This is a genomic window from Gilvimarinus polysaccharolyticus (assembly GCF_001187555.1).
In the GTDB taxonomy this organism is placed as follows: Bacteria; Pseudomonadota; Gammaproteobacteria; order Pseudomonadales; family Cellvibrionaceae; genus Gilvimarinus; species Gilvimarinus polysaccharolyticus.
In genome coordinates this window covers 1,879,362-1,895,065 of record NZ_LFIJ01000001.1, presented here as the reverse complement: position 1 = coordinate 1,895,065, position 15,704 = coordinate 1,879,362, and the positions used below count along the sequence as shown (strand labels likewise).

Annotated in this window: 20 protein-coding genes; 4 read left to right on the top strand and 16 right to left on the bottom strand. The window is 46.5% G+C overall.

The window, feature by feature from the left end:
- Window positions 1–60 precede the first annotated feature (60 nt).
- The 3 genes from GILYN3_RS08335 to GILYN3_RS08325 all read left to right on the top strand — a co-directional run bounded on the left by GILYN3_RS08335 (window position 61) and on the right by GILYN3_RS08325 (window position 2,320).
- Entirely contained in the window at window positions 61–546 is a 486-nt protein-coding gene (locus tag GILYN3_RS08335; RefSeq protein ID WP_157484882.1) for a hypothetical protein, read from the top strand.
- A gap of 67 nt (window positions 547–613) precedes the next feature.
- Window positions 614–1,930, top strand: a complete 1,317-nt coding sequence (locus GILYN3_RS08330) for an RHS repeat domain-containing protein (RefSeq protein ID WP_049722417.1) — start codon at window positions 614–616, stop codon at window positions 1,928–1,930.
- A 147-nt stretch (window positions 1,931–2,077) separates the two neighbouring features.
- Window positions 2,078–2,320, top strand: coding sequence for a hypothetical protein (locus GILYN3_RS08325; RefSeq protein WP_049722416.1), 243 nt, complete (start codon window positions 2,078–2,080; stop codon window positions 2,318–2,320).
- A gap of 115 nt (window positions 2,321–2,435) precedes the next feature.
- On the opposite strand, the gene GILYN3_RS08320 is transcribed toward GILYN3_RS08325, so the two are convergent.
- The 6 genes from GILYN3_RS08320 to GILYN3_RS08300 form a co-directional block, all read right to left on the bottom strand.
- On the bottom strand, window positions 2,436–2,870 hold the full coding sequence (locus GILYN3_RS08320; RefSeq protein WP_049722415.1) for an antirestriction protein: 435 nt from the start codon (window positions 2,868–2,870) through the stop codon (window positions 2,436–2,438).
- Between the two features lie 297 nt (window positions 2,871–3,167).
- Window positions 3,168–3,542, bottom strand: coding sequence for a hypothetical protein (locus GILYN3_RS08315; protein ID WP_049722414.1), 375 nt, complete (start codon window positions 3,540–3,542; stop codon window positions 3,168–3,170).
- A gap of 120 nt (window positions 3,543–3,662) precedes the next feature.
- Window positions 3,663–3,896, bottom strand: coding sequence for a DUF987 family protein (locus tag GILYN3_RS17065; RefSeq protein WP_084005220.1), 234 nt, complete (start codon window positions 3,894–3,896; stop codon window positions 3,663–3,665).
- Window positions 3,897–3,965: 69 nt separating this feature from the next.
- Window positions 3,966–4,463, bottom strand: a complete 498-nt coding sequence (gene radC / locus GILYN3_RS08310; protein WP_049722413.1) for a RadC family protein — start codon at window positions 4,461–4,463, stop codon at window positions 3,966–3,968.
- A 152-nt stretch (window positions 4,464–4,615) separates the two neighbouring features.
- Window positions 4,616–4,867 carry a hypothetical protein gene (locus GILYN3_RS08305; protein WP_049722412.1) on the bottom strand — a complete coding sequence of 84 codons (252 nt, stop codon included), beginning with the start codon at window positions 4,865–4,867 and terminating at the stop codon, window positions 4,616–4,618.
- On the bottom strand, window positions 4,867–5,097 hold the full coding sequence (locus GILYN3_RS08300; protein WP_049722411.1) for a hypothetical protein: 231 nt from the start codon (window positions 5,095–5,097) through the stop codon (window positions 4,867–4,869). Before GILYN3_RS08300 ends, GILYN3_RS08305 begins: the two co-directional genes overlap by 1 nt.
- Before the next feature lie 138 nt (window positions 5,098–5,235).
- Here GILYN3_RS08300 and GILYN3_RS08295 point away from each other — a divergent pair, with 138 nt between their 5' ends.
- Window positions 5,236–5,454, top strand: coding sequence for a hypothetical protein (locus GILYN3_RS08295; RefSeq protein WP_049722410.1), 219 nt, complete (start codon window positions 5,236–5,238; stop codon window positions 5,452–5,454).
- 487 nt (window positions 5,455–5,941) lie between these two features.
- Here the strand turns inward: GILYN3_RS08295 and GILYN3_RS08285 are convergent, their stop codons facing one another.
- The 10 genes from GILYN3_RS08285 to GILYN3_RS08240 all read right to left on the bottom strand — a co-directional run bounded on the left by GILYN3_RS08285 (window position 5,942) and on the right by GILYN3_RS08240 (window position 15,701).
- Complete coding sequence (locus GILYN3_RS08285) at window positions 5,942–6,169, bottom strand: hypothetical protein (protein WP_049722408.1); 228 nt, start codon at window positions 6,167–6,169, stop codon at window positions 5,942–5,944.
- 728 nt (window positions 6,170–6,897) lie between these two features.
- Window positions 6,898–7,137 carry a hypothetical protein gene (locus GILYN3_RS08280; protein ID WP_049722407.1) on the bottom strand — a complete coding sequence of 80 codons (240 nt, stop codon included), beginning with the start codon at window positions 7,135–7,137 and terminating at the stop codon, window positions 6,898–6,900.
- Window positions 7,138–7,348: 211 nt separating this feature from the next.
- Window positions 7,349–8,101: a DUF3577 domain-containing protein gene (locus tag GILYN3_RS08275; RefSeq protein WP_049722406.1), complete on the bottom strand. Its 753-nt coding sequence runs from the start codon at window positions 8,099–8,101 to the stop codon at window positions 7,349–7,351.
- Between the two features lie 337 nt (window positions 8,102–8,438).
- A complete protein-coding gene (locus GILYN3_RS08270; RefSeq protein WP_049722405.1) occupies window positions 8,439–9,932 on the bottom strand; it encodes a hypothetical protein in 1,494 nt (497 codons plus the stop codon).
- Between the two features lie 164 nt (window positions 9,933–10,096).
- On the bottom strand, window positions 10,097–11,218 hold the full coding sequence (locus GILYN3_RS08265) for a competence type IV pilus major pilin ComGC (RefSeq protein ID WP_049722404.1): 1,122 nt from the start codon (window positions 11,216–11,218) through the stop codon (window positions 10,097–10,099).
- Window positions 11,215–11,727 (bottom strand): type II secretion system protein, encoded by a 513-nt coding sequence (locus GILYN3_RS08260; protein ID WP_049722403.1) that lies wholly within the window; start codon window positions 11,725–11,727, stop codon window positions 11,215–11,217. The genes GILYN3_RS08265 and GILYN3_RS08260 overlap by 4 nt, the downstream gene beginning before the upstream one ends.
- 2 nt (window positions 11,728–11,729) lie before the next feature.
- Window positions 11,730–12,176, bottom strand: coding sequence for a prepilin-type N-terminal cleavage/methylation domain-containing protein (locus GILYN3_RS08255; RefSeq protein WP_049722402.1), 447 nt, complete (start codon window positions 12,174–12,176; stop codon window positions 11,730–11,732).
- Window positions 12,177–12,178: 2 nt separating this feature from the next.
- Entirely contained in the window at window positions 12,179–13,282 is a 1,104-nt protein-coding gene (locus tag GILYN3_RS08250) for a type II secretion system F family protein (RefSeq protein ID WP_049722401.1), read from the bottom strand.
- Complete coding sequence (locus GILYN3_RS08245; RefSeq protein ID WP_049722400.1) at window positions 13,272–15,023, bottom strand: GspE/PulE family protein; 1,752 nt, start codon at window positions 15,021–15,023, stop codon at window positions 13,272–13,274. Before GILYN3_RS08245 ends, GILYN3_RS08250 begins: the two co-directional genes overlap by 11 nt.
- Before the next feature lie 15 nt (window positions 15,024–15,038).
- The gene (locus tag GILYN3_RS08240) at window positions 15,039–15,701 is read right to left on the bottom strand and encodes a hypothetical protein (protein WP_049722399.1); all 663 of its coding nucleotides are present in this window, start codon (window positions 15,699–15,701) and stop codon (window positions 15,039–15,041) included.
- Window positions 15,702–15,704 lie beyond the last annotated feature (3 nt).

Sequence of the window (15,704 nt, the reverse complement as noted above, 5' to 3'; positions counted from 1 at the left end):
AGCACGGATTATGTTGGCGCTTCTGACACTTCTATTTGCGACGAGGGTGATGAGAGGTGTATGGGATTGGTGAACGGAAGCTGCAAGTCCGAAGACCCTGTCGAGAGATTCGGGTGTGCGGTTTCATTACTTGATATAAATAATATACAAGCAAAAAATTTAATTGGCGAAATACTTGATGGTGTAAAAAATATAGACGATGAGTGTATTGTTAAAAGTGAATTGGTTTATAATCAATATAGGCTTTCAAGAATATCAGACTATGGAATAAATATTGATTATGTAGAATCTCTGGCAAATGAAGGATATGTTGGGGCAATTAAAGTGCTAATGGAGTCTGAAAGCTATGCATTAGAATCACGGTCGAACATGATTTCATCTTTATATTGGTCATTGGTTTTTTATAGTAATTATAATCAAAAAGTTATTGATTTTGATGTTAATAAGGAAAAAAGAGAGCTGCTCTATACTTTCTTAGAAGGAGAGGATGTAGGGGAGGTAGTAGAAAAGTTCTTGTCCGAAACTCCGTCGTTGAAAGATTGTTGATTGTCGAAATAAAAGAGGGCGGAATTATTCTCTGACGTCTTAAGTTTACGCCGAGTAAGCAACGGCGATGGACTACAACGATGCCGGCCAGATTATTCAAAAAACCGAGATGCTGTCCGGTGGAACACAAGATACCTACGTGTACGGCTACGATGCTCGCAACCGCTTAACCGAGGTGCAAAAAAATGGCGACGTTGTGGAGGCTTATGGTTATGACGCCAACGGCAACCGTAATTTACGCACCAGCACCGAGTTAGGGGTAATCAACCAAGCCGCTACACACAACACAGGCGATCAGCTAGCAGCTCAGGGTAACGTCACCTACTCTTACGACAGTAATGCACGCCTAAGTGAAAAGCTGTTAGTAGATGGCGAGAACAGCGAGCTAACCACCTACGTGTACGATAGTGTAGGGCGACTAAAACAAGTCGATACTCCAACCAAAAGCATCGCCTACCGTCATAACGCGCTGGGTAATCGTGTGGCTAAACTGGTGGATGGTGTGCTCGCTGAGAAGTACCTATGGCAAGACTTAACCACCTTGCTCGCCACCTACGATGGCCAGGGTAACCTCAAACAACGCTTTGAGCATACGTTGGGGCATACACCCACAAGTTTTACACAAGGCGGGCAACGTTACTTTATTCAAACCGATCATTTAGGTTCGCCTAGGGTCATCACAAATGCTAGCGGTGCTGTGGTTAAATCTATTCGCTATGATAGTTATGGCGTTGTGATTGAGGATTCTAACCCAACCTTTAGTATTCCGTTTGGTTTTGCGGGTGGGTTGTATGATGCCGATACCGGCTTGGTGCGGTTTGGTTTTAGGGATTATGACCCTGTGATAGGGCGCTGGACGGCTAGGGATCCGATAGGGTTTGGTGGTGGGGATACTAATCTGTATGGGTATGTGTTGGGGAGTCCGGTTAATTGGGTTGATCCCAATGGCTTACTTAAAAGGACTAGGAACCTGAACGAAAATGAGCGCAATCAAATAGAAAAAGCAATTAAAAAGCTAAAATGCGCTGGCTACAGTCAAGGTTCTGAGAATTTGACTCGTATGTTAAATAACAATCAAATTGGTGTTGATGAAAACTTAATGGATGGCTTGGGTGCTTTGGGTGAGGCATCTAGATGGTTTGATAACTTCAATATAGTACCAGAATTATTTAATTCAGAGAATTTGGAGTACCTCCCTCAGACCTTGGCCCATGAATATGCTCATCTTGAAGAAAGGAAAGGGGTGCCATGGAGAATAATTCGAAATATATTAGAAAACTTTAGGCTTCTTGATCCAGAGGTAAATGCTGATCTAGTCAGTCAGCAGGTTCTAGAAAGAATTAATAATATGAAGAATAGTGGTAATGAATGTGAATGTATTTAAACATAGAAAAAAAATTATACTTTTATTACTTATCATTGCTCTGGCGTCATTTGCATTTCAAGAGCAACTGATAGTCAAGGCTGAGAAATTCACCTCTATCACGGAAGAGGCTGAAAAAAGGGGCAGGTCTGAATTGAAAGTGGTTACATGATTAAAATAATTTATATGCTAGTGTTTGGTATCGTAGTGATGATGTATATTGCTTGTTGGTCGAAAGCTTTAGGAAGTCTTGAGAAATCTGAGCATGCTAAATATCTACACACAAATCCATTTTGGTTTTTTAAAACAAATATGTTTTCAGAAAAAGATAGAAATATTTGTGTTCGTGCGGGTGGGTTGCAATTGGCACTGATTGTGATGTTGATAGGGTTTGCGTTTATTGATGCTTAGTTAAGCATCAATAACGGGACGTTTGTCGACTTTTTATAACGATCGTAAGCCATAAATGCATTCCTAAAATGAGCCCTCATTGAGGGCTGTGAATTGGATATGACCGAATGGTCGTTTAGTCGATGGCTTGCCAAATCGTACTTGCTTCGGCGTGCTCAGTCATAAACTCATACAATTTACTGTAATGATCAGCTAAGCTCGAATTTGGAAATTTTTCAGCAAGAAAGCAATACGTAAACAAGGTAACAGTGATACCGAATGCCTCCGCACTCATCTCTCCCGAAAAATCATTACCAAAGGGTATTGATACTTGCATGCGATCGGTAACGCTTGGCGCCATAAAAAAACCACCATTTGTGAGGCGATAAAATTCCCAGTACCCTCCGTTGTAATTTTTTGAAATCCTGTCAGCAACACTAAAGGTTGTTGTCTCGACTTCAATAAAACATTGAGGAAAGAGATCTGGCATTATCCGTGCTCTTTCGGCGTTGGAAGAAGCCATCTTGGCCATAATTGGCTGCTCTTGGTTTTCTGCTGTGCTAGATTGCATAAAGCCTCCTAAAATGGGAGACGTCCCCCGCTGGGGAAGTGTCCCCCAGTTGGGTTGTAGGCGTAACGCCCAGAATATGCCTCGGTTTTCCGTGCGGTTTTTCAGGCAAACGAACCGCTATCAAGGTGCAACTAAAGGTAGTTGCCACCGTGATTCACATCCTAAAAGCACCTAGTGATGCGTTTAGGGTGTGCCCCTCATCGAGGGGCAATTATTTATACGTCCGTCTGCAACACGCATGTCTGCGTATAAGCCGAGCAGTACATGCTTACGGATTGAATAAATCGTCACACCTTATCAGACCCATAGCTGGTCATAATAGCGATCTATTCGCTCCTCCATTCCTTGCTTTCTATTTGTCATTTCCACCTTCGCTTCAGCTAGATGTTCTGGCGACGTATAGAAGCTACGATGCTCGCCGCCCTTGCTATTAGTAGGCATATCCCCTACCAACACCGAAGATCCTTGAATAAATTGAATGTAAGGCGTAAATGGACTGTCATCCTGATGCAAGATGCCTGTATGTTCAGAGCAATTAATTGTGCCGACACAATAATCAGAGCCCTTATCAAAAAAGTTTTGAACAGCCTCTTTAATAGCTACTTCATCAAGAGATTGCAGTTGTAGCCATGCTTTTTTCTTGTAACGATAGGCGCAAGTATAAATGTTCATATTGCAACCCTCTCTTTGAGGCATTCAGTAGCAGCGTTCATAAATTTCTCCAGAAAATTTGGAGAGATTTCCCCCTAAGGGTAATCCCTCAGGGGTTAAGTAAGACTTAAAAAATAAAACTTATGCCGATGTAATACACATAAATTTTGCGTAGGCGCCATGATTGTCAGCACGACGCTGAACATACACGCACAAGATCTCATCCGGCACATTTAGCGATCGGCCGATGTAATCCTTGGCCGTTCCATGCCAGGCATACTTTCCTGAACAATAAGGAAAACGCCGGGCACCAGTCGTATTTTTTAGGATACGATCTGCCTCTGAGCCAGTAGTAACGGTGATAGCTCGTTTCATTGAATGACCTCTATAAAAATAGAGGAATCCCCGCGAGGGAAGATACCCTCTAGGTAGATTTATTGAGCGTTAAATTAGCCCGCGTTCGGCAAAAGACACCGTGTCCTCAGCGCCTATTACAAGATGGTCTAAAACCCTTACGCCAACCAGATCCAAAGCATCTGTAAGTCGTTCAGTGATACGTCGATCTGCCTGGCTTGGCTCTGCACATCCTGATGGGTGGTTGTGCGCTAAAATAACAGCAGCGGCATTGTGAGAAAGAGCTAGCTTTACTACCTCTCTCGGGTATACCGATGCGCAATCTAATGTGCCTCTAAACACCTCTTCGTACTTAATTGCGCGGTGCTGGCTGTTAAGAAAAATGACGGCGAAGACTTCATGCTCCAATGGAAGCATTCTGGCTCGCAAATACCGTCGCGTTAAATCTGGAGATGTTAGCGGGTCGAGGCCCACTACACGATGAATGGCAATATAACTTGCCATCTCAATGATGTCGGCTTCGGTAACAGGTTGATCAACAGTGTAGGTGCCTTCAGCGTCAGCGACCTTAAATACAGACATAGACATAGATTGAGCTCCAATAGATGGGCGCAACCTATCCCCAAGGGCAGATTGTGCCCGTGGTGGGATAAATTCTTGAATGGAATAAAATTATTGAAAAAAGATGCCCCGGTAAGGGTGCGGTATTTCAGGCATCACAACCGCATTTCAAGGTGCAACTAAAGGTAGTTGCCACCAGGAACCAAGCAATGAGTAATATCGAGTTTCTCACGCTGATCTTTAAAATCTGGCGAATTAAGATAAATAAGCTGTAGCCTGCGTTCAGTCGGCGTCAAATCGGTAGGAGGAGCTTTACATAGCCCTTCAAACGTCCAGTGGATTGGCGCTTCTCTCGATAGACCTCTTAACGCCAAGTCGAAGTTAACACTGGTAATAAACGCTTCGCTGTGTGGAGTGGAATCCGGTGTCATCACTGCAATCCATGTTTCTTTCTGAGCTCAGCCCACTGCGATGAGTTTTTGTACTCGATCTGAGAGCGGCGATCGTCTGGCGATAATGTTGAAGGGTCTGCATTATAAAGATCCACAAAACTCCATACCTGAACCTGCGAGGGCTTTATAACACCTCGATCTAAAAGATTTGTAATCACTGTATTTAATGTGTTTGATTCGGTATGAATATTATCATCATTAGCACTCATAATAATCTCCCTGTGTAGTGTATGTCGTTAGTATAGAACCGTAACGGGACACCGACAACCCTGAAAATGCAGTCTCATATTGAGAAACCTACATTTGCTGATAAACTCAAGAGCGTCAAATACTAAGAGCTGAATCCAATGCTAAAAACCGTACCAACCGGCACCGCGAATGCCGTGCCGCTACACCTCACGCTACGAGAAAAGAAAGCCGTAAAGGATCTTACCGACTGTGATCGAGCGCGATTTTCCAGCCAGGATGAATTCGATAAATTTAAAACCGCCAGTATGGAACGCTTTGCGGGCAACACAGCCGAAGAAAAATTAATGCAACATTTGATCGATACCAATTTGAAATGATATTCAACGGCCGCTTTGTTAGACGGCCGTTGAATATTAATGGCTTCTTGATTCAAGTGATTTTGCAGCAAACCAACCTATCTCGTTCCCTTGATAGAAAGCAAGATCAGTCGATGGCTCCAAAATTCCGGCCTGAAAAGCCACGCGTCGGCACCGATAGACTCGATACCACAAATTACGCGTAGTGGTTTCAAGATCTTTCTGTCTCGGCCGTTGATTCATAGCGTGTCGATGACGAGCCGCTAGGTTGTGTCTTTGTGGAAAATCCATAGTGTGCTCCATACTCAGAATTGAGTCCCAGAAAAAGCCTTACGGCTTCTCCTGGGACTCAATAGTCTTTATCGCCAACACATAGACCTCTGAGAGTTCATCGCGCATATCTGGGTTGGTGTTTAGCCAATCCAATATTTGCGACGCATACTCAGGATCCTGTGCCAGATCAATGACTTTTCGCTTACAGTCAATGAGATAACGAAGATCAAGAAGGTTAACCATTCACGGCCTCCCGAAAGGTTTCGGCGAGGCTGGTCAAGCAACCAGTTGATGGGTCAGACTCAAGCTCGGATAAGAGCTGGTCATAATCAGGAAGAGATAGCGCATTAAAAGTAACTTTCTCGCCCGTACGGGCATCGGCTACTCGAATGCGGTATTCACCGTCTTTATGAAATTCAACTACAGTGAAGTAGCCTATTTTGAACGTTGGGGAAATGGCCATGGATGTGCTCCTGAAAAAAATAGAGGAACACCCCACGGGGAGTATTCCCCAATGGGTGATAAAATTTGAAGGTAAGGATCACGTTACTGTTATTTCAGGCATTGCCTGATCAGATCCACGAACAGCTATAAAGGTCGGCGTTTAGGCTCGCCGGCAGCACAATCAGACCACTTAAAAACCCTGCATCAAGGCTCTTAAATGGTCCGTCGGGTGACGGACCTCTTGAATATCAGTGCACAAGCTTGTGCTAAGGTTCGCGACTATACGTGGCGCGATACGTTGACCTGGCAAGCTGGCATGGCCTCTGTGATAAAAACACCAGGCGCCGTTACCCGATATGTTCATCACAAAGGCCTTACCAGTAGCGATTATAGGCCGAGGTCACGGATGCGACCTCGGTTGACATTGGATGAGACGATTCTCACGTCGTCTGTTGAGAGCAACCAGTCAAGACGGTTGGAGGGTACTTGACTGACTGTAAACCGGAAAAGGTCTGGCTGTGGGGCAGAACAGAACCTTTGAACAGTATTTCACCGGTACGACTGAATCAAACCGCAGTTGCGGCTAAGGTCCACTAAATCCGTAGTGGGACGGGAGAACTGGTTTGCCAAAATATTCTCATCAGAACTACTTTGGGAAACCAACTAAGCTGGTCAAACTTACTGGCTGGAGAATGATAACAAAATTGTCAAACCAAAGAAATCAAAGGAGATGGCCGGCAGTGCCGGCTATGCCGCCTCCTGTTGAAAGGTATTGCCTTTCTCGATATCGAACAGCGTGGTTATTACATCCAGGGCTCGTACTTTCATATCGAAATCGCTGAACACCTGTATACCCTGGATAGTCTTCACCACATACCGAGCTAACCCGCCTGATACGTGTTGGGTAATACATACCCCTATCGCGATAACATGATTGGGGTAAAGGTTTGATTGAGATGATGGCTTAGCCGCTGTGTGAATGCTCATGATGTACTCCTTTAGTGTTGTCGGCCCAACGGGCTCCCTAATAGGCTCAGTGAGTCTATTAGGGAGCCCGTTAAGCACGGGTCCCACTAAAACGCAAACACACCACAATGGTGTATCAGCGCGTTAGAGCACTATAAAAAATCCAGGCAACCTGGACTGACAGCGATGCTGCCAGCCAGGTGCCCTTAACCACTCTTATCGGGACGGACTTTCAAGCGGCAGGCAATACCCACGCTGTCTGCTCTCTATCCCACTTGTAGCCTTGACTCTTCAGCTCGGTTTTACGGGCGTCAAAATCAGGTTGATTTTTATCGAGCTTAACCACACGACTTTGAGAGTTAACACTGGCTTGCGCTTCGAGTGTTTTATTCTCCTGAGGTGCAACCCATGTACTGTCATCACGATTCCATGTATAGCCAGCAGCAACCAGTTCAGCTTTACGCTGTGCAAAGTCAGTCGCTGCCGGATCAAGTGTCACGCGATCGGGCACAATAGCGCTTGTAGTAGGATTAGCTTGTTGAGGCTGATAAGCGCTATTTGCATTCGAATCAACATCATCAAACTGACTCAGCTCAATCTGCTGGCCATCCACTTTCAAGTACTTAACTGAAAGTAATCGAGCGCTAGTGAACACTCGATGCTCTTGCCCAGGCGCTTTAGGATTACCAATTGTAAAACGAAGATCGCCAGCTTTAAGTACGCCGTTAACCTTAATATCACGATTAGCAATTTGAGGTTGAAATTTCTCGATGATTTTCTTGGCCTTCTTACCCGTGACTTTAAGGTCAACGAATATAGGCTGAGCATCATCAGCTTTACCTTGCAGAAAAGTTGCACGGACTTGCAAGAATGGTTCAAATGATTGTCCTTGCTTAGGATTAATCATTCGCGCATCGTACAAGTTAGCGAAGCCTTCCAGGTGAAGGTTGAAGTAACGGTTATCATTGGATTGGTTGTAAGACATGGTCTCTCTCCTAATTAGGAACAAAAAAAGAGGAGACATCTGTCCCCAACGGGAAGATTCTCCCCATTGGGTTGGTACAACTGATTTGAGCCCGAAGGCTTGATATGAACGCCGGGATGAACCCTGAGCTTGCTACCGCGTCACGAAAGCTCTAACAAAGGTACCACTGGTAGCAGTGGCCACTATGCAATTCTGATTTTAGCAAAAGGGGGGCGATTGTAAAGGGGCTTTGGTATAAATTTTATACAAAAAAGCCGGAGCAGATGCCCCGGCTTAGTGTGTACATTTATTATTTCGTAAGAGTAAGTGATGAACCTTTAAACGTTAGCAGCTCTTTTCAGCGACCTACGTAATCATTAGAGTGCATTAACACGCCAGCGGTGCACAACTCAGGAAGTTCACCATACTCAACGTCATTAACATCCTTAAAATAATTTTGACCATGATACACAGTTACTACACTCTCAGTGCGCTCAGCGGTGCAGTCTCCTGGACCGCTTACGCCATAAAATTCATAACCTGCTTCATCGACAATAAACTGCGAAGCGGTGCCGTTAAAAGCAAATTTTTCATCTTGGTAACCATCATAGCCTTCGTTGTTTAGCAATTGGACGTCAAGCTTTGAAATGCCAAACTTTCTATAGCTAGATGGTTCTGTGCTCAACGTCCATGTGCAGTCTGTCTCAATCTGATCTAACGCTTCTTCGGGGCCTTCTCCCACTATAAGTTCATCGCCTTTACGGTACAGCTCTAGGCCTGCGTAGATATAACTCAAGCTTTCTTCGTTAAAATAGCAGCCGGTAGCCGAGCTAATGATTGCTTTGTTCGGGCGCTTTAATTGGGCCCGAACGAAAGAAATGTTATCCAAAAGCGCTACCTCGGGCACCACACTCCGGACATAGGAATAATCATCATCATTGTTAACTTGAACCTCAACCATCACAGACTCCCCGCCTGTCGCCTCAATGAAAATGATTGGGACATCCTGCTCGGGATACGATTCCACACTTACAGTGCAATCAGCGGCTGCTGTAAACTGATAAATACCATCAATTAGCGTGCCACCACAGCCAGCTGCCGTCACCTCAAAGCCGACACCCTCATCGATACTAAACCGTACAATATCTCCCGCGTTCACGTTTGCCACCTCCGGCTTGATGCGAGCTCCAGGCATCGCCGAAGTGGTGATAGAAACAAGCTGACTCGATATTGGTGTTACTGTGGTGTGGACTGTACAGTCTTCGCCAACTGAGTCTATCACGTAGCGATCGGTCAGCATTTGGCCACCACAACCCGACATGACGGCCTCATAACCATCTTGAATGTTCAGAAAAAGATGCGCCTGCCCCCCATCAGGTACAGATAACAAAGCGGGAGAAACGCTCGCGCCGTATCCGCTAACTTCGGTGTTAACGAGATGGGGAAAATCGGTCTTAAGTGTTGATTGATAATTCACCGTAACAGTGCAGTTGCCGGGAACATTGTTAATGGTTTCCCAGCCACTGTCATCTTCCGGATTAAGCCTACGAACTCCACCGCACCCTTCAGCACTTTGAATTTCAAAAAACTCATAATCTAATGATTGCGCACCAAGTAAATATATTTCCATAGGGAAACCGCTGAATGCGAGCATTTCAGTACGGAATACATCTTCGCCCTTGTATTCAATAATCGATATTGTGTAATCAGAATCACTTGCAGCAAAGGGGCGATCATTAATATCGCCTCGTTCGCTGCCACCTCCGGAGCCGCCACTATTTGTAGAGCCGGATCCAGAGCCGCAGCCGACGAGAAATACAGAAGTTATAATAAGAGGAACAAATTTCATCATGGTCAGTGTCCTTTGATTTTTCTTCGATGACATCAGCTTAGGGGTTGCCTAATTCCTGTCAATCTGATATACAGTCTCATAACGATTTAGCGAAAATATTTTACCTATCTTAAAGAATGTATCCAACTCCTCGAAACTCAAAGCCCTCAAACAATAAAATTAATTTATTTCCAGTACCCTAAAACGATGATATCTCTGCCTGAAGTACACATATAACTTCCGCTCTCAGTAATTCGTACACTGTTGCTGCTGAATGGAACAACATTCATTCCGAAGGCAGTATCACTATGGCCGCTGTCACCACCGTGTTGAGCCACCAAAACCTCCCTGCCATTCGCACTAATAGTGTACCGGCCTGAATGACCACCACTGATGTGGCACTGGGCAGATACCAGAGCATACTTCGCACCATTCCAATCTGCACGGACGTTGGAACCGGGTCGCAGGTATTCCTCATCCACATAAAATTGAGTTGGATCCTGCTTGGCTCTCCAGTAGGAAGTCGATCCATTAGATACACATATTAAGATGCGTCTATTATCGTTTTCATCAATGGCAATGTTACCTGTGGTAGTTGAACCACAGCTTCTATTCTCCCTAGCCGTCCGAGTCACATTCAGTGCATCTGCCTCAACGTAATCACTACGCACACTGTTGGCATCAATTTCATTTGCCGTTAAATTATTAATAACCGATAAATCAGAAGGATCGAGCACTTTGGTTATGTCATCACGATCCGTTAGCATCGTCATTTCAATATTACGTAAATTCACCGCGTCCTGATCGCCACCGGCAAGCGCTCCGGTTAACTCACGGGAGCCGTCACGGTGGTAGTATTTATCATCAAGTGCGGCGTACGATACTTCGTGTCCAGGTATAGGTATTTGGGTCGCGACATCGACCACACCAATTCGACGAGCGTAAGGCAGTCGAGCTAACAGACGATTTGCATAGATGCTTTGCGAGGCACTGAATCGCAGCTCAAAGTTATCACCCACCTGGGTAAAAGTGTAGCTACCTCCCAGCGGTGCAACCGTCATCGAACTGTTGAGATAGCCACCTGATATAAGATTTCCAGTACCTGATGGCCATGTCTGCGTGTCCAATCGATAACTGCGTGATGCGGTTAGAACGTCATGCACTTGGCTGGCCGCATGGTTCACGATCCGCTCGGCCCACTCCTCCTCAATTTTGGGAATGCCAAACAGTGCGATCAAACCAAGTACCGCCAGTGCTGCTGTTAGCTCGATCAGGGTAAAACCTTTCGGTTTTCTAAAAGATATCATTGGCACACTCCTGGTTCGTACATGTGTTTTAATTGCATGTTGTATAAATTGTCATCGGCAGTCAGGACGGTCGGCGCGGAATTCCAGTAAAGACCTAACCGGCTATAACCGGTAGCTCCTGTATTAGAGGCGAGGCTTTGCGGTGAAACGCTGCCACGCCACAGCGGAATATTTACTTGTAAGATGGGGGGGCTTCTACTTGGAAAGGCAACACCAAGGGGACTGCCGTCTAACGGATTGATCGTGTGGGAAATATCGTCAATAAACCCAAGTCCAACTAAAGTAGACACCGTAAAGCTAGGGGGAAAAGAACCAGAACTACAGCGTGATTCGTAGTAAGCGTTTAAACCACTCATTACAACCGACACATTACGTTCTAGCTCTCTAAGCTTTGCGTCAAAGAAATAACCTTCAGCGGCCTTCACTCCTGCAAACGCAACAAGAGATAGGACCGCAAGCGCGGCCACCATTTCTATTACGGTAAATCCTCTTTCCCGTATTGATTTCACGATCAGCCCCGGAAGGTCACCGTAAGCGTTCCACCAGCACAGGCCGCGGAAGTGGCTGACGGTTCAATGGCATTTTCAACCCGAGCACAAAAATTGGTTTCAAGACCGGTTGCAGTGACCGTCAAAGTAGCGCCGCTGGACGCTAAGGTATAGTCACCACCCTGTGGGTTGGAACCGGTACAACTTGTCCAAGGCAGAGACGCATATTTTTGAGACGCAATACCATTACACGTCACACCCGCATAGCTGCTACGAATTCCACGCATTTTTTTAGCACCACCGACCAACATAGCAATATCACTGATCAAGGTTTCTTCTTGTTTGGCTTCAAACATACCGTTCACCTTGGGAACGGCGTATAAAAGGATAAGAGCCAGTACAGCGATACCAACAATCAGTTCGATGGCAGTAAGGCCGGCTTGGCGTTTAAGGTGAGTTTGGGTTTTCATGGTTACACTCCAAGTTGCATGTGATCTCTGGGGTTAAATCCAACGAGTACAGATACGATCATAATGACGTTAAAGAAAGCCCATCCACCGATGAGGAGGGCTACAAGATACGCAGCATACGTTGAACGTTTAGAGGTAGACTCTCCGATAACGTCTGCGGCCTTGTTCATTGCAGCGATTAAGTGGTCGTCATCGGAGCTAGCGTACAAATGTAACGTCGCTATCTGGGCATCATCAAGCAGCCCCGTGTCCATGGCATCCACTTCGCTCATCGCACCTTCGCCCAAATTAATTTGAGCCAAAGTGCTGTGATAACGTTGGTAGGTATTCCCAGTGCTTCCGAGAATGTCAAAGATGCGTTGCGCCGGCATACCGAACTCTTTAAGCAACGCAAATGTTGAGATGAATTTACTGGCGATCGACAAACGATATCCTGAGAACAACGGGATTTTGTCAACGCTATGCCGAAAGCTGGAAATGCTGTTGGCCATATACCATCGATAGCTCACAATCATTAGTACCCCCAGCATTACGGTCAACCAAAGCCAGTGAGTGTAAAAAGCAATGAGCGTGGTCATCTGATCGAGTGCTGGATCGGACTTACCGTGAATCATAAGCTTTAAGCTTTCCACCACGGGACCTACGGGGTAGATCATAATGCTAATGGTGGCCACTAAAATCATCGCGGGATAAATGGCGAGCTTTAAGATCTTCGTGCGCCCCTGAGACGCCACTTCGAGTGAGTCAGCGATTCGCTCTAACGCGCGAACAAAAATATCAGAGCCGGCCTCTTCGGTCGCTTTTAAGGCCGAAAGGGAGACCGAATCAATCCAGCCATCCAGTGCATTACAAATCCCACCACCTTCTCTCAGTGAGTCGAGAATGAGAACGGCGAGCGTCTTCTGAGCGGCGGTGCCGTGCTTACGAATATGTTCGCAAATTTGAATAGGTTTTTTACCCACGGACATTGGGCCGGCCAGAGTACGAAGAAACTCGGCTTGCTTTGATTTACCGAATTTCCACTTGCGCGACATCATTGTCGTCCAATCGCTCGCCTGTTGTGTGAGCGCATCGGCGGTTAAACGGTTGGGAAGATCACCGTACATGTGCAACCTCCTGAACGAACTCTGGGTTCACTAGCCGGCGAAGCGCGGCATTTTCAGCCTGACGTCTGTCTTCTAAATCGGCTTCAAACTGATCGTAATCAAATGAGTCAGCATTGATACCGTAAGGCGACTCCAGCGACTTCTCCACAATGATCGGACACAACCGACCACGCAGTATTTTCTCGGCCGCACTGTCCTCCATCGACTTCCACCCACGCGACTTCAAATAATCCAACCATCCGTTGAGGTCACCCTCACGGATATACCCACGCCCGATTTTATCCAGGAAGATAATCTCGGCGATTGGCATGCGTCCTGTCACACCGTGACCATCACAGTTTTGGCACGTTGTACGGGCGACGCTTTTTGTGCGAATGCGTGAAATTAAGTCGGGATTTGATCGCGAAAAATGTGAGAGAACGCGACGGTGGTCGTCGGTGGCACTGGGTCCTTCAACCACTTCTGTCAGGGGCACACTACACCGCGCGCAAAGTTCGGGTACCAGCCGCTGGGCAATGATGGCGCGAATGAGTCCAGGAGAAGATAAACGGCTGAGCTGCGCGCCCAGATCCACCATTCGCTCAATGGCCACCACGGCACTGTTCGCATGAAGAGTGGATAACACCAGGTGACCTGTATTCGCTTGCTGGAAAGCACTAGACTGCACGTGAGGGTCACGGATCTCACCGTAGATAATGACATCGGGATCTTGCCGAACCGCGGCCCTGGCATAGCTGGCCAAAGTGGTTTCGGTACGCTTATCATTAATCTGTGTTTGGCAAACACCGGGCATCCGGTTTTCCACCGGATCTTCGTAACTAATGATCTTCTTCTCGTTACAGCTTGCTAAAATTCCCACGCCAGCGGTTAACGCTGTGGACTTTCCCGAACCTGTAGGACCGACATACAGAACAATGCCATGAGGGAAAGCAAAGGCTTTCTCTTGGAGTGCGACCTGATCGGGATCGTAACCAAGCTCCAAAAATGAAGGGTTCTTACCTTCGCCATCGGCCGACAACAATCGCAATACAATACTAATGCCTTTCGGGTCATCCGTCGGTTGATGCGCATAACGAATTTTGACCTGACGAAGTCGGCCGTTAACACTGATTTCAACGGTGACACTGGCGTCTACCGGTATATTCACGTCAAACGGCTTGGGAGACGTGCCACCGGTTCGGTAGGATTCAAAGTTAACGATCAACGCACCGAGCTTTGCGCCCTGAACCGCGGTTAACTTAAAGCTGGCGCCGGTTTGCTCCACCAATGCACCTAACACACGAAACTTGACGACGGACTCACTGCGAGCTTCATCCGTCTCAATATGGATATCGGATGAGCCCGATTGATACGCGGACTGAACCAACATGTCGAGCAGTCGCTGAATGGCCGTACGCTCAGATTTATTGAGCTCACCTTGACTGGCTTCGACAGCCACTTCGGTAGGCTCTGAATCTTTGGAGCGTAACATCGACACTATTTGTTCTTCAGCCGGCCGTATTTTTATGTCCAGGCCGTGCGAAGTTTTCAGGAAGCTTTGAGCTCGCCGAGCCACTTGCAAACCTTTCGTTGTCAAGTCAGAGGTCAGCAGCTCGTCGGTATCAAGCAATACGCAATACTGCAAGTCATCCAGAAATGACTTTAGGTCTCCACCCTTTACCGGCGAACCTTCAATATCACGCATATCCAATACAGGACTGGTTTGACACATCTTTGCGATATTATGAATATCTGAGGTCATAAGACGTCAATACCGTTACTTGCTGGTGGTTTTCATGGGCTTGACGCTCGGGTGAGAGCGACCAGCCCATGCGGCATAAAATGCAGACTTTGTTTTATTGCCATCCACATAGGTGATTTTCTTACCGACCGGATCAATATTCTTAATCAACAGACCATCAAAGCTTTGCCCTTCGGAGACCGTAGCAGACACGCCATTGATGGAGGTAATAGCTCGGCCATCGGGAAGAAACGTGTTGATGCTTACCTGCGCGGGTGAGCGCTCTTGGGTTGCCGCCGCGGCTCTCGATTGCCCCTGCGATGAATCGCGCTCGTACCTCGATTGATCGTTCTCAAAGGACTCACTCTCTTTACGCCGTAAAGCCAATTCAGCTTTCGCTTTATCGACGTCAACATCCGCCAGCAGCGTTGTTTTTTTATGCTCCGCAATCTTGGCGTCATACCCGGCCACTAATAAACTGTGCTCTCTTGCCACCAAGGTCTGAGCATTTGCTGGCAGAGTGATCTCAGGGTCAACCGCCTGGGCCTTGTAGTCTTGGACAGGCACCATAACGGGATCGGGAATCTTCACAATGTCTTTATCGGCCGTATTGCCTGAGTCGCCAGAGAGTTCTGAATAACCAATGATCACACCGGCCACGACCAATATTCCAATAAGGGCTTTCTCTGAATTTTTCATCGT

Excerpts from the sequence above, each read along its gene's own strand:
- GILYN3_RS08280 (WP_049722407.1), bottom strand. The coding sequence starts at position 7,137 with ATGAGCATTCACACAGCGGCTAAGCCATCATCTCAATCAAACCTTTAC.
- GILYN3_RS08305 (WP_049722412.1), bottom strand. The coding sequence starts at position 4,867 with ATGACACCGGATTCCACTCCACACAGCGAAGCGTTTATTACCAGTGTT.
- GILYN3_RS08240 (WP_049722399.1), bottom strand. The coding sequence starts at position 15,701 with ATGAAAAATTCAGAGAAAGCCCTTATTGGAATATTGGTCGTGGCCGGT.
- GILYN3_RS08315 (WP_049722414.1), bottom strand. The coding sequence starts at position 3,542 with ATGAACATTTATACTTGCGCCTATCGTTACAAGAAAAAAGCATGGCTA.
- GILYN3_RS08245 (WP_049722400.1), bottom strand. The coding sequence starts at position 15,023 with ATGACCTCAGATATTCATAATATCGCAAAGATGTGTCAAACCAGTCCT.
- radC (WP_049722413.1), bottom strand. The coding sequence starts at position 4,463 with ATGTCTATGTCTGTATTTAAGGTCGCTGACGCTGAAGGCACCTACACT.
- GILYN3_RS08285 (WP_049722408.1), bottom strand. The coding sequence starts at position 6,169 with ATGGCCATTTCCCCAACGTTCAAAATAGGCTACTTCACTGTAGTTGAA.
- GILYN3_RS08320 (WP_049722415.1), bottom strand. The coding sequence starts at position 2,870 with ATGCAATCTAGCACAGCAGAAAACCAAGAGCAGCCAATTATGGCCAAG.
- GILYN3_RS08250 (WP_049722401.1), bottom strand. The coding sequence starts at position 13,282 with ATGTACGGTGATCTTCCCAACCGTTTAACCGCCGATGCGCTCACACAA.
- GILYN3_RS08265 (WP_049722404.1), bottom strand. The coding sequence starts at position 11,218 with ATGATATCTTTTAGAAAACCGAAAGGTTTTACCCTGATCGAGCTAACA.
- GILYN3_RS08275 (WP_049722406.1), bottom strand. The coding sequence starts at position 8,101 with ATGTCTTACAACCAATCCAATGATAACCGTTACTTCAACCTTCACCTG.
- GILYN3_RS08335 (WP_157484882.1), top strand. The coding sequence starts at position 61 with ATGGGATTGGTGAACGGAAGCTGCAAGTCCGAAGACCCTGTCGAGAGA.
- GILYN3_RS08330 (WP_049722417.1), top strand. The coding sequence starts at position 614 with ATGGACTACAACGATGCCGGCCAGATTATTCAAAAAACCGAGATGCTG.
- GILYN3_RS08300 (WP_049722411.1), bottom strand. The coding sequence starts at position 5,097 with ATGAGTGCTAATGATGATAATATTCATACCGAATCAAACACATTAAAT.
- GILYN3_RS08270 (WP_049722405.1), bottom strand. The coding sequence starts at position 9,932 with ATGATGAAATTTGTTCCTCTTATTATAACTTCTGTATTTCTCGTCGGC.
- GILYN3_RS17065 (WP_084005220.1), bottom strand. The coding sequence starts at position 3,896 with ATGAAACGAGCTATCACCGTTACTACTGGCTCAGAGGCAGATCGTATC.
- GILYN3_RS08255 (WP_049722402.1), bottom strand. The coding sequence starts at position 12,176 with ATGAAAACCCAAACTCACCTTAAACGCCAAGCCGGCCTTACTGCCATC.
- GILYN3_RS08295 (WP_049722410.1), top strand. The coding sequence starts at position 5,236 with ATGCTAAAAACCGTACCAACCGGCACCGCGAATGCCGTGCCGCTACAC.
- GILYN3_RS08325 (WP_049722416.1), top strand. The coding sequence starts at position 2,078 with ATGATTAAAATAATTTATATGCTAGTGTTTGGTATCGTAGTGATGATG.